20 protein-coding genes are annotated in these 23,374 nt (G+C 72.4%); 4 read left to right on the top strand and 16 right to left on the bottom strand.

The genetic code is table 11. The annotated features are described in order from the left end of the window. From ACFWRO_RS32520 to rimP, 8 genes are all read right to left on the bottom strand, one after another. Positions 1-1,971 (bottom strand): trypsin-like peptidase domain-containing protein (locus tag ACFWRO_RS32520; RefSeq protein WP_384516786.1); only part of this gene is annotated, 1,971 nt, incomplete at its 3' end. A gap of 211 nt (positions 1,972-2,182) precedes the next feature. Continuing rightward, on the bottom strand, positions 2,183-3,088 hold the full coding sequence (truB, locus tag ACFWRO_RS32515) for a tRNA pseudouridine(55) synthase TruB (protein WP_384516783.1): 906 nt from the start codon (positions 3,086-3,088) through the stop codon (positions 2,183-2,185). After that, positions 3,088-3,537 carry a 30S ribosome-binding factor RbfA gene (gene rbfA, locus ACFWRO_RS32510; protein WP_384516780.1) on the bottom strand — a complete coding sequence of 150 codons (450 nt, stop codon included), beginning with the start codon at positions 3,535-3,537 and terminating at the stop codon, positions 3,088-3,090. Before rbfA ends, truB begins: the two co-directional genes overlap by 1 nt. 29 nt (positions 3,538-3,566) lie before the next feature. Next, positions 3,567-3,860, bottom strand: coding sequence for a DUF503 domain-containing protein (locus tag ACFWRO_RS32505; RefSeq protein WP_361967960.1), 294 nt, complete (start codon positions 3,858-3,860; stop codon positions 3,567-3,569). A gap of 140 nt (positions 3,861-4,000) precedes the next feature. Continuing rightward, a complete protein-coding gene (infB, locus tag ACFWRO_RS32500; RefSeq protein WP_384516776.1) occupies positions 4,001-7,120 on the bottom strand; it encodes a translation initiation factor IF-2 in 3,120 nt (1,039 codons plus the stop codon). 147 nt (positions 7,121-7,267) lie between these two features. After that, positions 7,268-7,546 (bottom strand): YlxR family protein, encoded by a 279-nt coding sequence (locus ACFWRO_RS32495; protein WP_362003283.1) that lies wholly within the window; start codon positions 7,544-7,546, stop codon positions 7,268-7,270. 137 nt (positions 7,547-7,683) lie between these two features. Continuing rightward, entirely contained in the window at positions 7,684-8,688 is a 1,005-nt protein-coding gene (gene nusA, locus ACFWRO_RS32490; protein ID WP_384516773.1) for a transcription termination factor NusA, read from the bottom strand. 2 nt (positions 8,689-8,690) lie between these two features. Continuing rightward, positions 8,691-9,188, bottom strand: a complete 498-nt coding sequence (gene rimP / locus ACFWRO_RS32485; protein ID WP_384516770.1) for a ribosome maturation factor RimP — start codon at positions 9,186-9,188, stop codon at positions 8,691-8,693. Positions 9,189-9,310: 122 nt separating this feature from the next. On the opposite strand from rimP, the gene ACFWRO_RS32480 reads away from it, so the two are divergent. From ACFWRO_RS32480 to ACFWRO_RS32465, 4 genes are read left to right on the top strand one after another with little or no spacing between them, the layout of a single operon-like run. After that, the gene (locus tag ACFWRO_RS32480; protein WP_384516767.1) at positions 9,311-9,970 is read left to right on the top strand and encodes a hypothetical protein; all 660 of its coding nucleotides are present in this window, start codon (positions 9,311-9,313) and stop codon (positions 9,968-9,970) included. Further along, positions 9,967-10,383: a ferritin-like domain-containing protein gene (locus ACFWRO_RS32475; RefSeq protein WP_384516765.1), complete on the top strand. Its 417-nt coding sequence runs from the start codon at positions 9,967-9,969 to the stop codon at positions 10,381-10,383. The genes ACFWRO_RS32480 and ACFWRO_RS32475 overlap by 4 nt, the downstream gene beginning before the upstream one ends. 55 nt (positions 10,384-10,438) lie before the next feature. After that, positions 10,439-11,338: an aminoglycoside phosphotransferase family protein gene (locus tag ACFWRO_RS32470; protein ID WP_384516762.1), complete on the top strand. Its 900-nt coding sequence runs from the start codon at positions 10,439-10,441 to the stop codon at positions 11,336-11,338. A gap of 48 nt (positions 11,339-11,386) precedes the next feature. Further along, positions 11,387-12,298: a slipin family protein gene (locus ACFWRO_RS32465; protein ID WP_384516759.1), complete on the top strand. Its 912-nt coding sequence runs from the start codon at positions 11,387-11,389 to the stop codon at positions 12,296-12,298. Positions 12,299-12,353: 55 nt separating this feature from the next. Here the strand turns inward: ACFWRO_RS32465 and ACFWRO_RS32460 are convergent, their stop codons facing one another. The 8 genes from ACFWRO_RS32460 to ACFWRO_RS32425 form a co-directional block, all read right to left on the bottom strand. Continuing rightward, positions 12,354-14,054 (bottom strand): proline--tRNA ligase, encoded by a 1,701-nt coding sequence (locus ACFWRO_RS32460; protein WP_384516756.1) that lies wholly within the window; start codon positions 14,052-14,054, stop codon positions 12,354-12,356. Between the two features lie 71 nt (positions 14,055-14,125). Beyond that, positions 14,126-14,689: a GNAT family N-acetyltransferase gene (locus tag ACFWRO_RS32455; RefSeq protein ID WP_384516753.1), complete on the bottom strand. Its 564-nt coding sequence runs from the start codon at positions 14,687-14,689 to the stop codon at positions 14,126-14,128. A gap of 54 nt (positions 14,690-14,743) precedes the next feature. Beyond that, positions 14,744-15,589 carry a GNAT family N-acetyltransferase gene (locus ACFWRO_RS32450; protein ID WP_384516750.1) on the bottom strand — a complete coding sequence of 282 codons (846 nt, stop codon included), beginning with the start codon at positions 15,587-15,589 and terminating at the stop codon, positions 14,744-14,746. Positions 15,590-15,830: 241 nt separating this feature from the next. Further along, on the bottom strand, positions 15,831-16,988 hold the full coding sequence (gene ispG, locus ACFWRO_RS32445) for a flavodoxin-dependent (E)-4-hydroxy-3-methylbut-2-enyl-diphosphate synthase (RefSeq protein WP_384516747.1): 1,158 nt from the start codon (positions 16,986-16,988) through the stop codon (positions 15,831-15,833). Positions 16,989-17,093: 105 nt separating this feature from the next. Further along, complete coding sequence (locus ACFWRO_RS32440; RefSeq protein ID WP_384516745.1) at positions 17,094-18,398, bottom strand: M50 family metallopeptidase; 1,305 nt, start codon at positions 18,396-18,398, stop codon at positions 17,094-17,096. Continuing rightward, positions 18,395-19,657, bottom strand: a complete 1,263-nt coding sequence (dxr, locus tag ACFWRO_RS32435) for a 1-deoxy-D-xylulose-5-phosphate reductoisomerase (protein ID WP_384516742.1) — start codon at positions 19,655-19,657, stop codon at positions 18,395-18,397. Before dxr ends, ACFWRO_RS32440 begins: the two co-directional genes overlap by 4 nt. A 112-nt stretch (positions 19,658-19,769) precedes the next feature. Then, a complete protein-coding gene (aroA, locus tag ACFWRO_RS32430; RefSeq protein WP_384516739.1) occupies positions 19,770-21,044 on the bottom strand; it encodes a 3-phosphoshikimate 1-carboxyvinyltransferase in 1,275 nt (424 codons plus the stop codon). Between the two features lie 368 nt (positions 21,045-21,412). Then, positions 21,413-23,341, bottom strand: a complete 1,929-nt coding sequence (locus tag ACFWRO_RS32425) for an acyl-CoA dehydrogenase family protein (RefSeq protein ID WP_384516736.1) — start codon at positions 23,339-23,341, stop codon at positions 21,413-21,415. Positions 23,342-23,374: the final 33 nt, after the last annotated feature.

The raw sequence follows: 23,374 nt of genomic DNA, 5'->3' as shown, positions 1-23,374 counted from the left end.
GGTGGTCGCCCGGCCGTCCGCGCGCAGCCGGGCAAGCGCCTCGACCAGGCCGGTCAGCCGGCGCCCGAGCGCGTCGGCGCCGTGCTCGCGGTCCATCAGCAGGAGCGCCTGGACGACGGGACCGATCCGGTGACGCGGTACGGGGAGGGGGTCCGGCGCCGCGGCCGTGTGCGGGGTGCCGGGCCGGGCCGGGAGGCGGACCGGGGCGGCGCCCTCGCCCCGGCGGTGGACCAGCGCGAGGAGGGCCGTGTCGACGTCCAGGTGGGCGCCCTGGATCCAGTCGGCGAGCTCCTCGTGGCCGAAGCGGTAGCCGGAGCCGGCCGGGACGACGAGCCCCTCGGTCAGGACGGCGGAGGCCCAGCCGGTCCGCCACGGGAAGACCTCCTCGAAGGAGCCGCGGTCCAGCTCCCCCTGCCCGGGCCCCAGGCACCGCCGGGCCGCCTCGTGGACCTGCCCGGCGACCCGCGCGGCGAGCCGGCGCACGGCGGTACCGCGCGGGACCGGGCGGGTCCCGGCCGCGATCCGTACCGCGACCCGCAGACACATCAGGTCCAGGTAGGCACCGAAGACCTCCTCCCGCCCGGGCCTGCCGGGCGCGCCGCCGGGCACGGCCTCGCGCACCTCGGCGAGCAGCCGCAGCACGAGCGGGTGCCGGGCGTCGTCGGGGGCGAGGTCGCCCGCGCCGAGCCCGTACCGCGCCCGGGCGAGCACCGCCTCGTCGTCCGTGAGGTCGCCGAGCGGTACGGCGCCGTGCAGGGACTCCGGGGCGTGGAGGCGGCCGGCCCGCTCCCAGTACTCCGGGCGGCAGCCGAGCATCAGGCGGCCTGCGTGGGCGCCGAGCCAGGACTCGGTGCCCGTCGTCCAGGCCGGGAGCCGGTGGGCCAGGGCAGGGGGCATCTCCTCCGGGCCGTCGAGGACGACGAGGAGGGGCCGGCCCGCCGCGTGGGCGAGCCCGGCGGCCCGTTCGGGGGTGGCGGTCGACATGTCGGCATGGACACCCGACGCGGTGACGATCCGGCCCGCCTGGCACAGGGCGCGGCCCACGGCGTCGGCGACCGAGGTGTCGTCGGCGCGCAGGTCCGCCCCGCGCAGCCAGACCGTGGGGGCGGGTTCGGCGCTCCGGGCCCGCTCGGCGCAGTGCGCGGCGAGGGCGGTGGTCCGTCCGGTGCCGGGGTCGCCGACGAGGGCGAGGACCAGGGCGTCGGAGTCGCCGGTGAAGGCCGCGAACTCCCGGACGCACGCGGCCCGTTCGACCGGTGGGGGCCACGCCGACCGGCTGCCCGCGCCGGCGGCGGCCCCGGTGGACGCGGCGGTGGCGGTCGCCGTCAGCTCCAGGACGCCCGCCAGGTTGAGCTCGCGCCCGTAGCAGGGCGCGGTCGCGGCGTTGCGCTTCAGCAGCTCGGCCAGCGGGCCCACGGGCGGCAGGGGCAGCGCGTATCCGGCGGCCCGGTGGTCGCCGTGCAGCGCGGTGCCGAGGACGCCCAGGACGGCTCCGGTCTCCGGGTCCACCACGGGCCCGCCCGTGGCCTGCCCGCCGAGCCGCAGGGCGTCGGCTCCCTCGGTGCCGATGGCCAGCTCCCAGGCCGCCCGGCCCAGCGCGTGCCGCCGGCCACCGGTGGCGTACGTGACGGGTGCCGTGCCGAGCACCCGCGCCTCGCGCCAGCCGTGCGCCGCGATCCGTACGTACGTCCCGGCCTCGATCTCGGTCCGTGCCGACACCGGCAGCGGCCGGACGCCGATCCCCTCGGCCCGCAGGAGCGCGAGGCCGGACTCGGGCAGCAGGGTGAGGGCGTCGGCCTCGGCGACGCGATCGCGCTCGCCGGGGGCGCGCAGCAGGATCCGTACGAGCCCGGCGACCGCCTCGTGGCTGGTGACGACCGTCCCCCGGTCGTCGGCCACGAAGCCCGTTCCGCGGGGGCGGCCCGCCGGATCGCAGATCCGTACCAGCGTGCCGAGGTCCCCACGTCCCATGGTGTCGACGGTAGGTCGGCGGTGATCACCGCGAGAACCACACCGGCCGAACGCGCCCCCCAGCGCTCCCCCGTTTCACTCCGAGCGCCTGCCCGAAGGGGTGAAAATGACGATCGAAATGGATAACACTCCTCTGGGGGAGGGGAACGTGGGGCGGCACGCATGCGTGCCGCCCCACGAAATACCGGCGTGATCACAACAAATAACGGGGTCACGCGTCAGCGAAGACGGCCAGGCTCTTCGCCTTCCCCTTCTGATCCTCCACGAGCGCCAGCAGACGCCCGTCGGGCGCGAAGACGGCCACCGCACCCGCCGGATACGACGGCATATCGAGCCGCACGCCGTTCAGCAGCAGCCTGGCCCGCTTCTCGTCGACGTCCCAGCGGGGGAACGCGGCCGAGGCGGCGTCGGCGACCGGCATGACCGTCAGCTCCTCCTGGAGCTGGTCCAGGGTCTTGGCCGAGTCCAGCTTGTACGGACCGACCCGGGTCCGTCGCAGCGCGGTCAGATGACCGCCCACGCCGAGCCCTGCGCCCAGGTCACGGGCGAGCGCCCTGATGTACGTACCGGAGGAGCAGACCACCGAGACGACCAGGTCGACGACCTGCGTGCCGTCCTCGGCGACGGCCTCCCGGACGTCGTACACCTGGAAGGACGAGACGGTGACCGGCCGCGCCGGGATCTCGAACTCCTCGCCGCCGCGCACCCGCGCGTACGACCGCTTGCCGTCGATCTTGATGGCAGAGACCTTCGACGGCACCTGCATGATGGCGCCGGTCAGCTCCGCCACGCCCGCGTCGATGCCCTCACGGGTCACCTTGGACGCGTCCACGGATGCCGTGATCTCGCCCTCGGCGTCGTCGGTGATCGTCGTCTGGCCCAGGCGGATGGTGCCGAGGTACTCCTTCTCGGTCAGCGCGAGGTGACCGAGCAGCTTGGTCGCCCGCTCCACGCCGAGGACGAGGACGCCGGTGGCCATGGGGTCGAGCGTGCCGGCGTGGCCGACCCTGCGGGTCTTGGCGATCCCGCGCATCTTGGCCACGACGTCGTGCGAAGTGAAGCCCGACGGCTTGTCGACGATGACAAGCCCGTCGGGCGTCTTCCCTGCGTTGCTCATCAGGCGGTGGTGCCCTCTTCGTCCTCGTCCTCGGGCTTGCGGTACGGGTCGGCCTCGCCGGCGAACTTCGCGCCGGACGACGCCTCGCGCACGGCCGCGTCCGAGGCCCGCGCCTTGTCGAGGAGGTCCTCGATCGTCTTCGCGGTCTCCGGGAGGGCGTCCGCGACGAACGTCAGCGTCGGCGTGAACTTCGTCCCGGCGGCGGCGCCCACGGCCGAGCGGAGGATGCCCTTGGCACTCTCCAGGCCTGCGGCCGCGCTGGCCCGCTCCTCGTCGTCGCCGTAGACCGTGTAGAAGACCGTGGCCTCCCGCAGGTCACCGGTGACGCGGGTGTCCGTGATGGTCACGTGCGTACCCAGGCGCGGGTCCTTGATGCCGCGCTGCAGCTTCTCGGCGACCACCTCCCGGATGAGGTCCGCCAGCTTCTTCGCCCGCGCGTTGTCGGCCACTGGTCCTTCTCCTTCTTTGCCTTGCTCATTCAGTCTTCATCAGTGTGGAGCCTGCGTCGCACCGACAGCAGCTCCACCTCGGGCCTGGCCGCGACCAGCCGCTCGCACCGGTCCAGCACGTCCGACACGAATCCCACGTCGCCGGAGACCAGAGCGACCCCCAGTCGGGCCCTGCGATGGAGGTCCTGGTCGCCCACCTCGGCCGCGCTCACGGAGAACTTGCGCTGGAGCTCGGCGACGATGGGCCGGACGACGGAGCGTTTCTCCTTCAGCGAATGAACGTCGCCGAGGAGCAGATCGAAGGACAGAGTCCCCACGTACATGTAGTGCCGGATGTCCCGCCGGTTCGGGTTCGGTGGCCTGCCAGGCCTTCGCTCGGCAGGAACACCAGAACCGTACACGCAACGGCCGGGGCCGATCGACGGAATAACTACCGCCGACCGGCCCCGACCTACCGCTGCACTCAGGCGCGCGGCTTCTCGCGCATCTCGTACGTCGCGATGACGTCGTCGATCTTGATGTCGTTGAAGTTTCCGAGGTTGATACCGCCCTCGAAGCCTTCGCGGATCTCGGTGACGTCGTCCTTGAAGCGGCGCAGACCGTGGATCGTGAGGTCCTCGGCGATGACCTTGCCGTCGCGGACGAGGCGCGCCTTGGTGTTGCGCTTGACCTCGCCGGAGCGGATGAGGACACCGGCGATGTTGCCCAGCTTGGACGAGCGGAAGACCTCGCGGATCTCCGCCGTACCGAGCTCGACCTCTTCGTACTCCGGCTTGAGGAGGCCCTTCAGAGCCGCCTCGATCTCCTCGATGGCCTGGTAGATCACCGAGTAGTACCGGACGTCGACACCCTCGCGCTCCGCCATCTGCGCCGCGCGGCCCGCAGCGCGGACGTTGTAGCCGATGACGATGGCGTCGGAGCCCATGGCCAGGTCGATGTCCGACTCGGTGACCGCACCGACACCGCGGTGCAGGACACGGATGTCGACCTCTTCGCCGACGTCGAGCTGGAGCAGCGAGGCCTCGAGAGCCTCGACCGCACCGGACGCGTCGCCCTTGATGATGAGGTTGAGTTCCTGGACCAGACCGGCCTTGAGCACCTTGTCGAGGTCCTCGAGGGACACCCGGCGGACGCGCTTGGCGAAGGCGGCGTTGCGCTCACGCGCAGCGCGCTTCTCGGCGATCTGACGGGCCGTACGGTCCTCGTCGACAACCAGGAGGTTGTCGCCGGCACCCGGCACGTTGGTGAGACCGAGCACCAGGACGGGAGTCGACGGGGTCGCCTCCTCGACGTTGTTGCCCTTGTCGTCGAGCATCGCCCGGACACGGCCGTACGCGTCGCCGACCACCACGGTGTCGCCGATGCGCAGCGTTCCGCGCTGGACCAGGACGGTCGAGACGGCACCACGACCGCGGTCGAGGTGGGACTCGATCGCAATACCCTGCGCGTCCTGGTTCGGGTTGGCCCGCAGGTCGAGCGAGGCGTCGGCGGTGAGGACGACGGCCTCGAGCAGGGAGTCGATGTGCAGACCCTGCTTGGCGGAGATGTCGACGAACATCGTGTCGCCGCCGTACTCCTCTGCCACCAGACCGAACTCGGTCAGCTGACCGCGGACCTTGGTCGGGTCCGCACCCTCGACGTCGATCTTGTTGACCGCGACGACGATCGGGACGCCGGCGGCCTTGGCGTGGTTGAGCGCCTCGATCGTCTGCGGCATGACGCCGTCGTTGGCCGCGACCACGAGGATCGCGATGTCGGTCGACTTCGCACCACGAGCACGCATGGCGGTGAACGCCTCGTGACCCGGGGTGTCGATGAAGGTGATGCGACGCTCTTCGCCGTTGACCTCGGTACCCACCTGGTAGGCACCGATGTGCTGGGTGATGCCACCGGCCTCGCCCGCGACGACGTTCGTCTTGCGGATCGCGTCGAGAAGTCGGGTCTTACCGTGGTCGACGTGACCCATGACGGTGACGACCGGCGGACGGGAGACCAGAGCCTCTTCGCCGCCCTCGTCCTCGCCGAACTCGATGTCGAAGGACTCGAGGAGCTCGCGGTCCTCCTCCTCCGGCGAGACGATCTGAACGGTGTAGTTCATCTCCTCGCCGAGCATCGTCAGCGTGTCGTCGGAGACGGACTGCGTGGCCGTGACCATCTCGCCGAGGTTCATCATCACCGCGACGAGCGACGCCGGGTTGGCGCCGATCTTCTCGGCGAAGTCGGTGAGGGACGCACCGCGCGACAGGCGAATGGCTTCGCCGTTGCCGCGAGGCAGCATCACGCCGCCGACCGACGGGGCCTGCATGGCCTCGTACTCCTGGCGCCTCTGACGCTTCGACTTGCGACCACGACGCGCGGGACCGCCGGGGCGACCGAAGGCGCCCTGCGTGCCACCACGGCCACCGGGGCCACCGGGACGGCCACCGAAGCCGCCGGGACGACCGCCGAAGCCGCCGCCACCGCCGCCGGGACCACCCGGACGACCGCCGCCGCCACCACCGGGACCGCCGGGACGACCGGCGAAGCCGCCGCCGCCACCACCGGGACCGGCCGGACGGCCGGCGAAGCCGCCGCCGCCACCGGGACGACCGGCGCCGCCGCCACCCGGACGACCACCGGGGCCACCGGGACCACGACCGCCGCCGCCGGGGCCACCACCGGGACGCGGGCTGCCGGCAGCGGGACGCTGCGGCATCATGCCCGGGTTCGGACGGTTACCGCCGGGCGCGCCGCCCGGACGGGGAGCCTGCGGACGCGGCATCCCACCGGGGGTGGGACGACCGCCGCCCTGACCCTGGGGACGCGGGGCGCCGCCGGGGCCGCCCTGCGGACGCGGGGCACCCGGAACGGCACGATCGCCACCGGGACGGGGGGCACCGCCACCCGGACGGGGCGCCTGCGGGCGCGCCATTCCGGTGGAGCCACCCGAGGTGAAGGGGTTGTTGCCCGGACGCGGACCGGCCGGACGGGCACCGCCCGGACGGGGAGCGCCCTGGCCCTGCGGACGGGCGGGACGCTCGCCGGCGGGACGGGGGGCACCCTGACCCTGCGGACGGGCGGGACGCTCGCCGGCGGGACGGGGAGCCTGGGTCGAGCCACCGGGACGCTGACCGGCGGCGGGAGCCGCCGGAGGCGCGGTGAACTCGGGCACGGCCGGAGCCGGCGTGGCCGGCTTGGGCGCGGGCTTCGGGCCCGGGCGGGGGCCCGAGGCGGCCGGAGCCGGAGAGGGGGTGCTGCTCGCGGGTGCCGCCGGGGTGACCGGGGCGGGGGCCGCGGGCGCGGCGGGGGCCGGCTTGGGGGCCGGGGCGCCGGGCTTGGGGGCAGCGGGACGTGCCGCGGCGGCCGGAGACGGCGCCGCGGGCTTCGAGGGGGCGGCCTTACGAGGCGCGCCAGGCTTGGCAGCGGTCTTGCCGGCGGAACCGCCGGGACCCTGCAGCGCATCAGTCAACTTGCGCACGACCGGCGCCTCGATTGTCGAGGACGCCGAACGGACGAATTCACCGAGTTCTTGGAGCTTGGCCATGACGACCTTGCTCTCTACGCCGAACTCCTTGGCGAGTTCGTATACCCGGACCTTAGCCACTTCGCTCCTTTTAGGTCCGGTTACCGCCGGACCGTCGCTACTTCATGGGCGTACTCATCGCGTACTCATCGAGTGCTCATCGCAATCTCGACCTACTTCCAACTCGCGAGGTACCTGACCGCACGGTTATCCGTGCCGTACTTCTTCTTACGGTGCTGCCTGCTCGACGTGAAAGCGGATTTCCGCCGTTTCGAGCGGACCCTGGACCTTGAAGGCCCTCGGGAACGCCCGGCGGCGGACCGCCAGGTCGAGACAGACCGAGGCGGGGTGCAGATACGCACCCCGGCCGGGCAGCGTACCGCGATGATCGGGGACGCAGGCGCCCTCGACCTCCACGATGCGCAGCAGATCGCTCTTGGCCGCCCGCTCCCGGCATCCCACACAGGTTCGCTCAGGGCACGCTCGGTCTTGCGTCCGGCCAGACACGCTAAGTCTACCTCCCCGTAGCGACCTCACCCGTTCGGGGCAAGAATCGAACGGTCGTCTGTCGTGATCTCGCCGTCGCACAACGTGACGACGGCGAGATTCGTTCGTCGGGACCCTCGCGAGTCCCCTCGGCGCGCTCAGTCCCGGTCGCGCGCGTCTTCCGTCGGCTCGGTGTCCGGGCGGATGTCGATGCGCCAGCCGGTGAGGCGGGCGGCGAGGCGGGCGTTCTGGCCCTCCTTGCCGATCGCCAGCGACAGCTGGTAGTCCGGCACGGTCACCCGGGCGGAGCGTGCGGCCATGTCGACGATCTCGACCTTGGAGACCCGGGCCGGGGAGAGCGCGCTCGCCACCATCTCGGCCGGGTCGTCCGACCAGTCGACGATGTCGATCTTCTCGCCGAGCAGCTCCGCCATGACATTGCGCACCCGGCTGCCCATCGGGCCGATGCAGGCGCCCTTGGCGTTCAGGCCCGAACGGGTGGACCGTACGGCGATCTTGGTGCGGTGGCCGGCCTCACGGGCGATCGCCGCGATCTCGACGGAACCGTCGGCGATCTCGGGGACCTCCAGGGCGAACAGCTTCTTCACCAGATTGGGATGCGTACGCGAAAGGGTGACGGACGGACCGCGGACGCCCTTGGCGACCCGGACGACGTACGTGCGCAGCCGCAGACCGTGCGTGTAGTCCTCGCCCGGCACCTGCTCCTGCACCGGAAGGATGGCTTCCAGCTTGTCGTCGAGGCGGACCAGGACGTTCTTCGGGTCCTTGCCCTGCTGCACCATGCCGGCCACGATGTCGCCCTCGCGGCGGGCGTACTCGCCGAAGGTGACGTCGTTCTCGGCGTCCCGCAGCCGCTGCTGGATGACCTGGCGGGCGGTGCTCGCCGCGATCCGGCCGAAGTCCGACGGGGTGTCGTCGAAGTCCTTGGGCTCCTGGCCCTCCTCCAGCTCGGAGGGGTCCTCCTTCGCCCACACCGTCACGTGCCCGGTCTGCCGGTTCAGCTCCACGCGCGCGTGGCGGCGGGCCGAGGGGGTCCGGTGGTACGCGATGAGGAGGGCCGACTCGATCGCCTCGACCAACAGATCGAAGGAGATCTCCTTCTCTTGTGCCAAGCCCTTCAGGAGCTTCACGTCGATGTCCACGGCTACGCCTCCTCTTCCTTCTTGTCCTTGCGGTTGAACTCGATCTCGACACGCGCCTTGGCGATGTCCGCGAACTCGGCCCGGCGGGCGGTGGGCTTGCGCCCCTTCACACCCGGCACTTCGAGGTCGACGCCGGTCTCGTCCACGGCGAGGATCCGCGCGACGAGCTCCGCACCGTCGTTCAGCTGCAGCTTGGCGAGGCGGCCGGTGGCGCGCTCGTAGTGGCGGGGCTCGGTGAGCGGGCGCTCCGCGCCCGGGGTGCCGACCTCGAGGGTGTACTCCCCCTCGCCCATCGCGTCGGTCTCGTCCAGCGTCTCCGAGAGCGCGCGGCTCACATCGGCGACCTGGTCCAGATCGGCACCTTCGTCGGAGTCGACGACCACACGCAGCACCCGCTTGCGTCCCACGGAGGCCACCTCGATCTCTTCGAGGTCGAGTCCCTGCGCGGCGATGAGCGGCTCAAGGAGTGCTCGCAGCCTGTCGCTGTGGGTGGTGCTCATCCGGGTGACTCCTCGGCCGCGTGTGCTGTTGTGGGTTTCGTCGCGTGTCAGACCAAAGGGTATCCGGTCGCGGGGGGTGTTGCCGTCCACGGGCCCGGGGGCCGCGGGTACGCTCGCCTGCGGTGATCTTCGACCGGGCCGAGGGAGTGAATGTGGGGCGCACGGGGAGCTTGGGCAGGCGCGCGCTCCTGGCCGCGGGGGCGGTGACGCTGGTCGGCTGCACCGCCGAGAACGGCCCCGAGCGGCCGAGGAAGCCGAGCGCGGCCGAGCTGAAGGCGCGGGCCGAGGCGGCGCTGCGCCGCCGTTCGGCGGCGACGAGCCGGACCCTGCTGGAACGTTACGACGAGGTGCTCGCCGCCCATCCGGCGCTGACCGCGCGGCTGACCCCGCTGCGGACGGCGGTGGCGGCGCACGCCGCCGCGCTCGCGGAGGGCACGGAGGCGGGTGGCGCTCCCGGCTCGCCCAGTGCGGCCGGGGACGCCGGAGAGGCCGGAAAGGCCGGAAAGGCCGCCCCTTCGGCGGACACCCGGTCGGCGGATTCCGGCGACGGGCGGGCCGCGACGCCCTCGGCCCCGCCCGCCTCGGGGACCCCGGCCCCCGTTCCCGTACCGGCCGATCCGGCCCTCGCGCTCAAGGAACTGGCGGCGCTCGCGCGGAGGACCGGCGACGCGCACGCGGCGGCGCTGCTCGGCGCGGAGCCCGAGTACGCCCGGCTGCTCGCCTCGGTGGCGGCCTCCGGCGCCGCGCACGCGTATCTGCTGACCGAAGGAGGCCGGGCATGAGCGCCCTCGAAGCCGCGCGGGCGGCGCTCGCCGCCGAGCACGCGGCGGTGTACGGGTACGGGGTCGTCGGCGGCCGGATCGGCGCCGAGCGGCGGGCCGAGGCCACGGCCGCGTACGAGGCGCACCGGGCCCGGCGCGACGGCCTGCGCAGGACCGTGCGGGACCTGGGCGGCGAACCGGTCGCGGCGGCGGCCGGCTACGAGCTGCCGTTCGCGGTGCCGGACCAGGCCGCCGCCGTACGGCTCGCCGCCGTCCTGGAGGACCGGGTGGCCGGGGTGTACTCGGACCTCGTCCGGGCGGCCGAGGGGCCGCTGCGGCGGGACGCGGCCGCCGCGTTGCGCGAGGCGGCGGTACGGGCCGTTCGCTGGCGCGGCACCGACGTAACCTTTCCTGGGCTCGCCGAGCGGGTGTGACACGGGCCGAAACGGCCCTGACCAGGCTTCGTACTGCAGAAGGAACAACGCACGCATGGCTTTCGAACCGCCGCAGCGACTGGTGCGGACGCTCGCCGAGACGTACGGCGACGCTGTCGCGGCCGAGTGGCTCGAGAAGCTGCCCGAGCTCGCGCGGACCACGGTGGAGCGCGCCTCCCTGGACGTCGAGCGGGTGATGGCGCCCGGCGGGCGCAGCAGCCTGGTGGTGCTCGTACGGCGGCCCGACGGCTCCCCCGCCGCGCTGAAGATCGCTCCCGAGGCCGCGCGGCCCGATCTGGAGCGGGACGCGCTGGCGCACTGGGACGGCTGGGGCGCGGCGCGGCTCCTTGACGCGCCGGAGGACGGTTCGCTGCTCCTGGAGCGGCTGCACCCGGAGGTGTCGCTGCGGTCCCTGCCGGAGGCGAAGGCGCTCCTGGAGGCGGCGGGCACGGTACGGAGGCTGTGGGTCGAGCCGCCCGCGGGGCACGGCTTCGAGTCGGTCGCCGAGCGCACGGCCCGGCAGGCCGCGGCGATGGGCTCCTACCGGGGCGACGCCGAGGCCGGGGCGCTGACCGCCGCCGCGCTCGATGCGCGCGAGGAGCTGGTCGCGCTTCCCCCGGAGACGCTGCTGCTGCACGGGAACTTCCGGCAGGGCAAGGTGCTCGGCGGTGACCGCGCGCCGTGGCTGGCCGTGGGCCCCGAGCCGCTGGTCGGCGAGCGCGCCTACGACCTGGCGCGGCTGGTACGGGACCGGGTCGAGGACCTGGTGGCGGCCTCCGCGGGGGCGTCTTCGGCCCGGCGGCGGGTCAACCGGCTCGCGGACTCGCTGGAGGTGGACCGGGAGCGGCTGCGCGGCTGGACGCTGTTCCGGGCGGTCGAGTCGGGGACGCGGGCGCTGACGGCGGGCCGTCGGCAGGACGCGGAGCTGCTCCTGGAGTTCGCGGGCTGGCTGTAGGGGAATACCTTTGCTGTAAAGACTCGGCTCGGACCTTTGGGGGCCGTGATGGTCGAGGAGATTCTCGCAGCGGTGGCGGCGACCGGAGTGGCCGCCGTGGTGTACGTGGGCGCGGCGGCACGCGTGGTGAAGCAGTACGAACGGGGCGTGGTCTTCCGCTTCGGCCGGCTCATGGGCGATGTCCGCCAGCCGGGCTTCACGATGATCCGTCCGGTCGTGGACCGGCTCCACAAGGTGAACATGCAGATCGTGACGATGCCCGTGCCCGCGCAGGAGGGCATCACGCGGGACAACGTGACGGTGCGGGTGGACGCGGTCGTCTACTTCAAGGTGGTGGACGCGGCCGAGGCGCTGGTGCGGGTGGAGGACTACAAGTTCGCCGTCTCGCAGATGGCGCAGACCTCGCTGCGGTCGATCATCGGCAAGAGCGATCTGGACGATCTGCTCTCCAACCGGGAGAAGCTCAACCAGGGCCTCGAGCTGATGCTGGACTCGCCGGCCATCGGGTGGGGTGTGCAGATCGACCGGGTGGAGATCAAGGACGTGTCTCTGCCGGAGACCATGAAGCGGTCGATGGCGCGGCAGGCGGAGGCGGACCGGGAGCGGCGCGCGCGGGTGATCAACGCGGACGCGGAGCTGCAGGCGTCGAAGAAGCTGGCGGAGGCGGCGGGAGTGATGTCGGCGCAGCCGGCGGCGCTGCAGCTGAGGCTGTTGCAGACGGTGATGGCCGTATCGGCGGAGAAGAACTCCACGCTGGTGCTGCCGATTCCGGTGGAGCTGCTGAGGTTCCTGGAACGTGCGGCTCCGGTGCCCGGCGAGACCGCGGCGCCGCCCCGCCAGGAACCCCTCCCGGGCGTCCCGCCCGTCGAGGACCTGGCGCTCCCGGAGCCCCCGCTCGCCCTGGACGAGACGCTGACGGGCGCGCCGGTGGAACCGTTCCCTCAGGACAAGGCGGCGTGACGCCCAGCAGGGTGGGGGTGCCTTCAGGCACCCCCACCCTGTGCGTTTCTTGAGGTCAGGCGCTGAGGCGGGCGATCGCCTCGTCGACCGTCAGTTCCTCGCGCTCGCCCGTGCGGCGGTCCTTCAGTTCCAGGACGCCCTCGGCCGAGCGGCGGCCGGCGACGAGGATCTTCGGGACGCCGATCAGCTCCGCGTCGGTGAACTTCACGCCCGGGGAGACGCCCGCGCGGTCGTCGACCAGGACGCGGAGGCCCGCGGCGCGCAGCTTCTCGGAGACCTCCAGGGCCAGCTCGGTCTGGAGCGCCTTGCCGGCGGCGACGACGTGGACGTCGGCCGGGGCGACCTCGGCGGGCCAGCACAGGCCCTTGTCGTCGGCGGACTGCTCGGCGAGGGCGGCGACGGCGCGGGAGACGCCGATGCCGTACGAGCCCATGGTGACGCGGACGGGCTTGCCGTTCTGGCCGAGGACGTCGAGCTTGAGGGCGTCGGCGTACTTGCGGCCCAGCTGGAAGATGTGGCCGATCTCGATGGCGCGGTCCAGCTTCAGGCCGGTGCCGCACTTGGGGCACGGGTCGCCGTCCTGGACGACCACGACGTCGACGTACTCCTCGACCTCGAAGTCACGGCCCGCGACGACGTTCTTCGCGTGCGTGCCCTCCTTGTTGGCGCCCGTGATCCACGCCGTGCCCGGCGCGACGCGCGGGTCGGCGATGTACGTGACCTTCTCCAGGCCCTGCGGGCCGACGTAGCCCCGGACGAGGTCCTCGCGGCCGGCGAAGTCCGTCTCGGTGACCATCTCGACCGTGGCGGGCGCGAAGTGCGCCTCGACCTTGCCGAGGTCGACCTCGCGGTCGCCGGGTACGCCGACGGCGACGATCTCGCCGTCGACCTTGACCAGGAGGTTCTTCAGCGTGGCGGAGGCCGCCACGCCGAGGGAGGCGGCGAGGGTCTCGATGGTCGGGGTGTCCGGGGTGGGGATCTCCTCGGCGGCGGGGACGGCCGAGCCGTCGACCGGCTTCAGCGCGTAGGTGATCGCCTCGGTGTTCGCCGCGAAGTCGCAGTTCGGGCAGTCGGCGAAGGTGTCCTCGCCGGCCTCGGCCGGGGCGAGGAACTCCTCGGACTTCGAGCCGCCCATCGCGCCCGCGGTCGCGGCGCAGATGCGGTAGTCGAGGCCGAGGCGCTCGAAGATCCGCTGGTAGGCGGCGCGGTGCAGGGCGTAGGACTGGGCGAGGCCCTCGTCCTCCGTGTCGAAGGAGTACGAGTCCTTCATCAGGAACTCGCGGCCGCGCAGGATGCCGGCGCGGGGGCGGGCCTCGTCGCGGTACTTCGCCGCGATCTGGTACAGGATGACGGGCAGGTCCTTGTAGGACGAGCACTGGTCCTTGACCAGGAGCGTGAAGATCTCCTCGTGCGTCGGGCCGAGGAGGTAGTCGCCGCCCCTGCGGTCCTGGAGGCGGAAGAGCTCGGCGCCGTACTCGTCCCAGCGGCCGGTGGCCTCGTAGGGCTCACGGGGCAGCAGGGAGGGCAGCGAGACCTCCTGGGCGCCGATCCCGTCCATCTCCTCGCGGACGATCCGCTCGACGTTGGCGAGGACCTTCTTGCCCAGGGGCAGCCAGCTCCAGATGCCTGCGGCGGTACGGCGGACGTAGCCGGCCCGTACGAGGAGCTTGTGGCTGAGGACCTCGGCGTCCGCCGGGTCGTCGCGCAGCGTCTTCGCCATCAACTGGGACATGCGCTGGACCGGTGCGTTGGCCATGGTTCTCGTACTCCTGCCGGAAATCTGGGTGATGGCTAGGAGGTTAGCCGGGTGGCCCGTGGAGGCGGAAATCAGTTCCCGGTCGCGGCCCGTCGCGGGAGCGGCAGCGGGGCGCCCATCACCGCGTACGGGCGGGGGGCGCTCGGGAAGTGGACCTGCCGGGCGAGGTCGACGTAGCCGAGTGAGCGGTACAGGCCGCGGGCGGGGCTCTCGGTGTCGATGGCGGAGAGGATCGAGCGGGGCAGCTTCGACTGGTCGGTGATGGTGGTGATCAGCTCGCGGCCGACGCCGCGCCCCTGGTGGCCGGGGTGGACGTGGAGCTCGGTGATGACGAAGGAGTCGTCGAGCCAGTCGGCGGTGCCGTTGGTGCGGAGGTACGGCTCGACGATGGAGGACCACCAGTGGGCGCGGTCGTTGGGCATCCCGTACACGAAGCCGACCAGCCGGCCGGAGGCGGTGGTCGCGCCGTACGCGCGGGCGCCGGGGTTCTGGAGATGGCGCAGCACGATGTGGCGGCGGACGACGACCTCGTCCTCGCTCAGTCCGAAGGCGATCGCCTGAACGGCGAGGGCGTCGTCGACCCGTGCGGCGAGGTCGACCGGTCCGATCATGACGTGGCTCTCGGCGTCATCCATGCGCCGCACCTTACAAGCGGCTCAGAACGAGCGCTTCGGCAACAGGACGCCGCCTCAGAACAGGACGCTCATGAAGGCGCCGACCTCGCGGAAGCCGACGCGGCGGTACGCGGCCCTGGCGGGGGCGTTGTAGTCGTTGACGTACAGGCTGACGACGGGGGCGACGTCGGCGAGGGCGTAGCGGAGCACGGCGGCCATGCCGCTCTCGGAGAGGCCGCGGCCGCGGTGCTCGGGGGCGACCCAGACTCCCTGGATCTGGCAGGCCCGGCCGGTGGCGGCGCCGATCTCCGCCTTGAAGACGACCTTGCCGTCCTCGACGCGGGCGAAGGAGCGGCCGAGGCCGACGAGTTCGGCGACGCGGGCCTGGTAGAGCAGGCCGCCGTCGCCGGCCATCGGGGAGATGCCGACCTCCTCGGTGAACATGGCCACGCACGCGGGCATGATCAGCTCCATCTCGTCCTTGCGGACGCGGCGGACGAGCGGGTCGGCCTCGACGGTGGCGGAGGGCGCTTCGGTGACCATCAGCGGCTGGTGGGCGCGGACGTCGCGGGCGGGGCCCCAGCTGGGCTCCAGGAGGCCCCAGAGCTGGGCGGTGGGCTCGGAAGGGCCGACGATGGACGAGCAGCGGCGGCCGGTCCTGCGGGCGCGGTCGGCGAAGGCGCGGACGGCGTCGGGGGTGGCGCAGATGGGGACGAGGTTGGCACCGGCGTAGCACAGGGAGCGCAGCCGCCCCTCGGTGTACCAGCCCCACATCTCGCCACCGAGGCGCCAGGGGTCGAGCCCGGCGGCCTGGACGCGGGCGGTCACGAAGGCGTTCTCGACGGGGGCGCTCTCCAGGACGGCGAGCGCGGCGCCGAGGTCAGCGGGTTCGAGGACCCGGGTGGTGGTCTGCGTCAACACGAGGGGGCCTCACCATGCGGTCTGCTGATTCTCCGCACTGTACCTGGCGCGCCGAGGAGGTGACGGGTGAGTGCGCGGGGCCCGGACGGGCTGCCCTTTCGGGCACGGCCCGACGCCCGTGGAGGCGCGCCCGGCAGGGACCCGGGGGTCCCGGCGGCCGCCCCGGCTGTGCCCCGTCAGGGACGCGCGAGGCCCCGGCGCGGGGGCGCCGGGGCCTTGTCGTGCGTGTGCGGGGGCGGGGTCAGACGCCGATGGCTACCGTGGGCTCGCCCGAGGTGATGCCGTCCTTCTCCATCTGCTCGGCGATCTTCAGCGCCTCTTCGATGAGGGTCTCGACGATCTTCGACTCCGGGACGGTCTTGATGACCTCGCCCTTGACGAAGATCTGGCCCTTGCCGTTGCCGGAGGCGACGCCGAGGTCGGCCTCGCGGGCCTCGCCGGGGCCGTTGACGACGCAGCCCATGACGGCGACGCGCAGCGGGACCTCCATGCCCTCCAGGCCGGCGGTGACCTCTTCGGCGAGCTTGTAGACGTCGACCTGGGCGCGGCCGCAGGACGGGCAGGAGACGATCTCCAGGCGGCGCGGCTTGAGGTTCAGCGACTCCAGGATCTGGTTGCCGACCTTGACCTCCTCGACCGGCGGCGCGGAGAGCGAGACGCGGATCGTGTCGCCGATGCCCTCGGACAGCAGCGCGCCGAAGGCGACGGCCGACTTGATCGTGCCCTGGAAGGCCGGTCCGGCCTCGGTGACGCCGAGGTGCAGCGGGTAGTCGCACTGGGCGGCGAGCTGGCGGTAGGCGTTGACCATGACGACCGGGTCGTTGTGCTTGACCGAGATCTTGATGTCGCCGAAGCCGTGCTCCTCGAAGAGGGACGCCTCCCACAGCGCGGACTCCACGAGCGCCTCGGGCGTGGCCTTGCCGTACTTCTTCAGCAGCCGGGCGTCGAGCGAGCCCGCGTTGACGCCGATCCGGATCGGGGTGCCCGCGTCCTTGGCCGCGTGCGCGATCTCCTTGACCTTGTCGTCGAACTGCTTGATGTTGCCCGGGTTGACGCGGACGGCCGCGCAGCCGGCGTCGATGGCGGCGAAGACGTACTTCGGCTGGAAGTGGATGTCGGCGATCACCGGGATCTGCGACTTCCTCGCGATCGTCGCGAGCGCGTCGGCGTCGTCCTGCGTCGGGCAGGCGACGCGCACGATCTGGCAGCCGGAGGCGGTCAGCTCGGCGATCTGCTGGAGGGTGGCGCCGATGTCGGACGTCCGGGTCGTCGTCATGGACTGGACCGAGACGGGTGCGTCGCCGCCGACGGCCACGGTACCGACCTGGATCTGGCGGCTCTTGCGCCGCTCGGCGAGCCGGGTCGGAACGGACGGGATACCGAGAGAGATCGCGGTCATCAGCTGTACAACCCCAAGGAGGTGTGGTTCATCGGGCTCAGTTCTTCGAGGTTACCGCCCCGGCGGCGGGCGGCCGGACACCCCGGGGGTCCGGCCGCCCGAGGGTCACGTCAGCTTCACCGGGTTGACGATGTCCGCCGCGAGGACGAGCAGCGTGAAGCAGACGAACACGCCCGCCACCACATAGGCGGCCGGCATCAGCTTGGCGACGTCGAACGGGCCCGGGTCGGGGCGCCGGAAGATCCGCGCGGTGTTGCGGCGTACGGACTCCCACAGGGCGCCGGCGATGTGACCGCCGTCGAGCGGGAGCAGCGGCAGCATGTTGAACAGGAACAGCGAGACGTTGAACATGACGAGCAGCTGGAGGAAGAAGACCAGGCGGGTCTCCGCCGGTGCCTCGATGCTCATCAGCTCGCCGCTGATCCGGGCCGCGCCGACGACGCCCACGGGCGAGTCCTGCTTGCGTTCGCCGTCGCCGAAGGTGGCGTCCCAGAGGTCCGGGACCTTGCCGGGCAGGGCGAGGACGGACTCGAAGCCGGCCTGGAGCTGGTCGGTCATCCGGGAGGCGGACTCGCCGAAGGTGAGCGGGACGACCTCGCGGCCGGACTCGAAGCCGAGGTAGCCGGCGGAGACGTACTGCGCGGGCTGCACGACCTGGCCGTCCGCGTCCTTCTTGAGGACCTTGTTCTCCAGGAGCGTGGCCTTGAGGTCCAGCTCCTTGCCGTCCCGCTGGACGGTGACGGTGGCCGTGCCGGTGGTGGCGCGGATGCGGTCGGAGAGGGTGTTCCAGTCGGTGACGCGTTCGCCGTTGAAGGCGACGATCCGGTCGCCCTCGAGCAGACCGGCCGCCTTGGCGGGCGAGGGCCGGTCGGTCGACCGGCAGGCGTCGCGCTTCTCGCTCTGGTCGATGACGCAGTTGGTGACGCCCGCGACCTTGGTCGTCTGCGTCTCGAAGCCGACGGCCATCGCGCTGCCGAAGAAGAGCAGCACGGCGAGGATCAGGTTCATGAACGGGCCGGCGAACATCACGATGACGCGCTTCCACGGCTTGCGCGTGTAGAAGAGCCGCTTGTCGTCGCCGGGCTGGAGCTCCTCGAAGGAGGCCTCGCGGGCGTCCTCGATCATGGCGCGCCAGGGCGAGGTGGAGCGGGCCTCGATCCGGCCGTCCTTGCCGGGCGGGAACATGCCGATCATCCGGATGTAGCCGCCGGCCGGGATGGCCTTGATGCCGTACTCCGTCTCGCCCTTCTTCCGCGACCAGATCGTCGGGCCGAAGCCGACCATGTACTGGGGCACGCGGATGCCGAAGAGCTTGGCCGTGGAGAGGTGGCCGAGCTCGTGCCAGGCGATGGAGACGAGCAGCCCGAACGCGAACAGCGCGATGCCGAGAAGCGTCAGAAGTACGGTCATGCGCGCGCCTCCGCGGTCGCCTTCGCAGCCTGTGCTGCCAGTTCTCGGGCCCGGGCCCTGGCCCAGGTCTCCGCTTCAAGGACGTCCGACACCGTGAGCTGGGTTCCCCGGTCGGGGGTGCCGTGCTCGGTGACGACTGCCGTGACCGTATCCATGATTCCGTTGAAGGGCAGCCTTCCGGCGAGAAACGCCTCGACGCACTCCTCGTTCGCCGCGTTGAAGACGGCGGGCGCGGTGGAGCCCAGCTCGCCGACGTGGCGGGCGAGTCCGACGGAGGGGAAGGCCTCGGTGTCCAGCGGGAAGAACTCCCAGCTGGATGCCTTGGTCCAGTCGAAGGCGGGAGCGGCGTCCGGGACGCGCTCGGGCCAGCCGATGCCGAGGGCGATCGGGCCGCGCATGTCCGGCGGGGTGGCCTGGGCGAGGGTGGATCCGTCGGTGAACTCCACCATCGAGTGGACGTACGACTGGGGGTGGACAACGACCTCGATGCGGTCGAAGGGGATGTCGTAGAGGAGGTGCGCCTCGATGACCTCCAGGCCCTTGTTCACCAGGGTCGCGCTGTTGACCGTGATGACCGGGCCCATGGCCCAGGTCGGGTGGGCGAGCGCGTCCTCGCGGCTGACGTTCGCCAGCTCCGCGCGCGTACGGCCGCGGAAGGGGCCACCGGAGGCCGTGACGATCAGCTTGCGGACGTCGGCGCGGGTCCCGGCGGCGAGCGCCTGGAAGAGGGCGGCGTGCTCGGAGTCGACCGGGATGATCTGGCCGGGCTTGGCCAGCGCCTTGACCAGCGGGCCGCCGACGATCAGCGACTCCTTGTTGGCGAGGGCGAGGGTGCGGCCGGCTTCGAGGGCCGCGAGCGTGGGCGCGAGGCCGATGGAGCCGGTGATGCCGTTGAGGACCGTGTGGCAGGGCGAGGCGGCGAGCGCGGTGGCGGCGTCGGGACCGGCGAGGATCTCGGGGAGCGCGGCACCGGGGCCGTAGAGGGCGGTCAGCGCCTCGCGCAGCTCGGGGGCCTTGTCCTCGCGGGCGAGGGCGACGGCGCCGACCTTCAGCCGGTGCGCCTGCTCGGCGAGCAGCGCGACCCGGCCGCCGGAGGCGGCGAGGGCGGTGACCCGGAAGCGGTCGGGGTTGCGCAGGACCAGGTCGATGGCCTGGGTGCCGATGGACCCGGTGGAGCCGAGGACGACGATGTCCCGACGGCCTTCGGTCGGATCGAAGACCAGGTGCGGGTCGGCGAGAGGAGAGGGGCGGTCGCTCATGCCCCCCATTCTTGCCGCAAAGACCGCGCGCCCTTCACTGGGTGCGGGTGAACGCTCCGAAGCCGGCGCGGAAGGTGTGCGGGAGGACCTGGCCGAAGGTGTGCGGGAAGCCCTAAGGGAAGACCTGAGGGAAGGCGTCAGGGAAGGCGTCAGGGAAGACCTCGGGAAAGGCCTCGTGGAAGCCCGGGAAGGTCTTCCGTACGCAGCCGGGGTCGTCGTAGGTGATGCCGGGGGTGCGCAGGGCGGTGACCGCGAACGACATGACGATCCGGTGGTCGCCGTGGGTGGCGATCTCGACGGGTCCCTCGGGGGTACCGGGCTGGATCTCGATCCAGTCGGGCCCGGTGGCGACGGTGACGCCGAGGCGGCGGAGGTTCTCGGCGCAGGCGTCGAGGCGGTCGCACTCCTTGACGCGGGTGTTGGCGACGTCCTCGATCCGGACGGGCCCGTCGGCGAAGGGCGCGAGGGCGGCGAGGGTCGGCATGGTGTCGGAGATGTCGCGCATGTTGACGGTGAGGCCGTGGAGACGGCCGGTGGAGCGGACGGTGGTGGCGGTTTCGGTGATCTCCACCTCCGCGCCCATCCGGCGCAGGACGTCGACGAAGCCGAGGTCGCCCTGGAGGGCGCCGGTGCCGAGACCGGGGACGGTGACTTCGCGGCCGGGGGTGGGGTCGAGGGCGGCGGCGGCGAAGAAGTACGAGGAGGTGGAGGCGTCGGGCTCGACGGCGTAGGTGGTGGCGCGGTAGCCGGTGGGCGCGACGGTGTAGGTGCGGCCCTCCTGGGTGACCTGGGCGCCGAAGGTCCGCATCATCGCGAGGGTGATCTCGACGTACGGCTCCGAGACCAGGTCGGTCACGGTGATGGCGAGGCCCTCGGCGGTGAGTGGGCCGAGCATGAGGAGCGCGGTCAGGTACTGGGAGGACTGGCCGGCGTCGAGCGTGAGCGCTCCGCCCTTGATCCCGGCGGCGTGGACGGTGAGGGGGTGGTGGCCCTCGTGCTCGTGGTGGCGGAGGTCGACGCCGAGGGAGCGTAGGGCGGTGGTGAGGGGGCCGAGGGGGCGGCGGCGCATCTGGGGGGAGGCGTCGAAGCGGTACGTGCCGTGGGCGCCTGCGGCGGCGAGGGTGGGGAGGAAGCGTGCGGTGGTGGCGCCGTCGCGGCAGTGGACATCGGCGTCGGTGGCGGCGGGGCCCTGGGGCCGCCCCTGGATGTGCCAGGCACCCACGTCCTGCCGGACCTCGTACCCGAGGGCCTTGAGCCCTTCGGCGAACCCTTCGGTGTCGTCGGAGACGAGCGGCCGCAGGAGCGTGCTGGTCCCGTCGGCGGCCGCGGCGAGGAAGAGCGCGCGTGCGGTGACGGACTTGGAGCCGGGGATGTCGATGACGGTCACGGGGCCATGGTGCCGGGGGGTGGGGTGCGGGGGGTGGGGTGCGGGGGGTGGGCCGTCCGGTGCGTGGACGCACCCGCCTTCCCCCGGGTTGTGGGCAGCGGTTCCGCAGGGCGGAACGGGTGGGCACAACCCACGACGGCGCCGCACCCGTGGTGACCGGGGGGCACGAGAGCCTGGGCCCGGCAAGGGCACCGTCGTCCCTTGTGCCCACCCGTCCCGCCCAGCGGGACGATTGCCCACACGGGAGGGGTGGCGGCTCGGCGAGCGGAGGCCGGTGGGCACCCCAGGCGGGAAGCTCGCCCCCGACCGGGGGCCGGTGGGCACCGGCCGGCTTGGCCGGTGCCCGCCCCCACGTCAGGCGGCCCCCGTCAGGGGAGCTTGCGGTGGACGTTCTCCTGTTGAGAGGGGCCCGGGGTGGCGTCGGCGATCCAGGGGCCGTTGTCCGAGGGGTCGACCACGCCCGCCTCCAGCCACTCGTAGCGGCCGGCCAGGACGCCGTCCACGACCCGGCTGTCGATGTCGTCCGTGTTGGACCAGAGGCGGCCGAAGAGCTCCTCCACCCGCAGCCGCGACTGGCGGCAGAACGCGTCCGCCAGCGCGTGGGCCTCGCGCCCGTGCGGGTCGCCCGAAGACCGCAGCCACTCCGCCCGTACGCACGCCGCGCTCATCGCGAAGAGCTCCGCCCCGATGTCCACGATCCGGCCGAGGAACGCCTGTTTGAGCTCCATCCGGCCCTGCCACCGCGACATCGCGTAGAACGTCGAGCGGGCCAGCTTCCGCGAGGTCCGCTCCACGTATCGTAGATGCGTCGCGAGCGCGCCGAACTCCGCGTACGAGGTGGGGAGTTGGCCCGGGCCCGCGACCAGCTTCGGCAGCCAGCGGGCGTAGAAGCCGCCCGCCCGCGCGCCCGCCTTCGCCTTGTCGCCCAGCGACTTGTCCGGGTCGATGATGTCGCCCGCCACGGCCAGGTGCGCGTCGACCGCCTCGCGGGCGATCAGCAGGTGCATGATCTCGGTCGAGCCCTCGAAGATGCGGTTGATCCGGAGGTCCCGGAGGAGTTGCTCCGCGGGCACCGCCCGCTCGCCCCGGGCCGCCAGCGAGTCCGCCGTCTCGTAGCCGCGCCCGCCCCGGATCTGGACCAGCTCGTCGGCGATGAGCCAGCCCATCTCGGAGCCGTACAGCTTCGCGAGCGCCGCCTCGATGCGGATGTCGTTGCGGTCCTCGTCGGCCATCTGCGAGGAGAGGTCGACGACCGCCTCCAGGGCGAACGTGGTCGCCGCGATGAAGGAGATCTTCGTGCCGACCGCCTCGTGCCGGGCGACCGGCTTGCCCCACTGTTCCCTTACCGCCGACCACTCGCGGGCGATCTTCAGCGCCCACTTCCCCGCGCCGACGCACATCGCGGGGAGCGAGAGCCGGCCGGTGTTGAGGGTGGTGAGGGCGATCTTGAGACCCGCGCCCTCGGGACCGATACGGTTCGCCGCGGGCACCCGGACGCCGTGGAAGCGGGTGAGGCCGTTCTCCAGGCCGCGCAGGCCCATGAACGCGTTGCGGTGCTCGACCGTGATGCCGGGCGAGTCCGCCTCGACGACGAAGGCCGTGATGCCGCCGCGATGCCCCTCGGACTTCGGCACCCTGGCCATGACCACGAGCAGGTCCGCGACGACGCCGTTGGTCGTCCAGAGCTTGACGCCGTCGATGACGTAGGTGTCGTCGCCGTCCGGTACGGCGGTGGTGGCGAGCCGCGCCGGGTCGGAGCCCACGTCCGGCTCGGTCAGGAGGAAGGCCGAGATGTCGGTGGTGGCCAGGCGCGGGAGGTACGCGTCGCGCTGTTCCTGCGTACCGAAGATCTTCAGGGGCTGCGGTACGCCGATCGACTGATGCGCCGAGAGCAGCGCGCCGATCGCGGGACTCGCGGAGCCCACGAGGGCGAGCGCCCGGTTGTAGTACACCTGGGTGAGGCCGAGGCCTCCGTACTTCGTGTCGATCTTCATCCCGAGCGCGCCGATCTCCTTGAGACCGGAGACGACCTCGTCGGGGATACGGGCCTCGCGCTCGATCAGCCGGCCGTCGATCCGCGTCTCGCAGAAGTCGCGCAGCTTGGCGAGAAAAGCCTCGCCGCGCCGTACGTCCTCCTCGGAGGGGCGCGGGTGGGGGTGGATGAGGTCAAGCCGGAAGCGGCCGAGGAACAGCTCCTTGGCGAAGCTGGGTTTGCGCCAGTCCTGCTCGCGCGCTGCCTCGGCGACCTGCCGGGCCTCGCGTTCCGTGACCTTGGGCCGCTGGGTGGGTGCGGACATGAGGAGCTCACCTCGCCGCTCGTCGGGTGCCTT

The organism is Streptomyces sp. NPDC058579, assembly GCF_042718575.1.
Taxonomy (GTDB): domain Bacteria; phylum Actinomycetota; class Actinomycetes; order Streptomycetales; family Streptomycetaceae; genus Streptomyces.
Note: the sequence above shows the minus strand (reverse complement) of the source record. Positions and strands in the feature narration are given on the sequence as shown.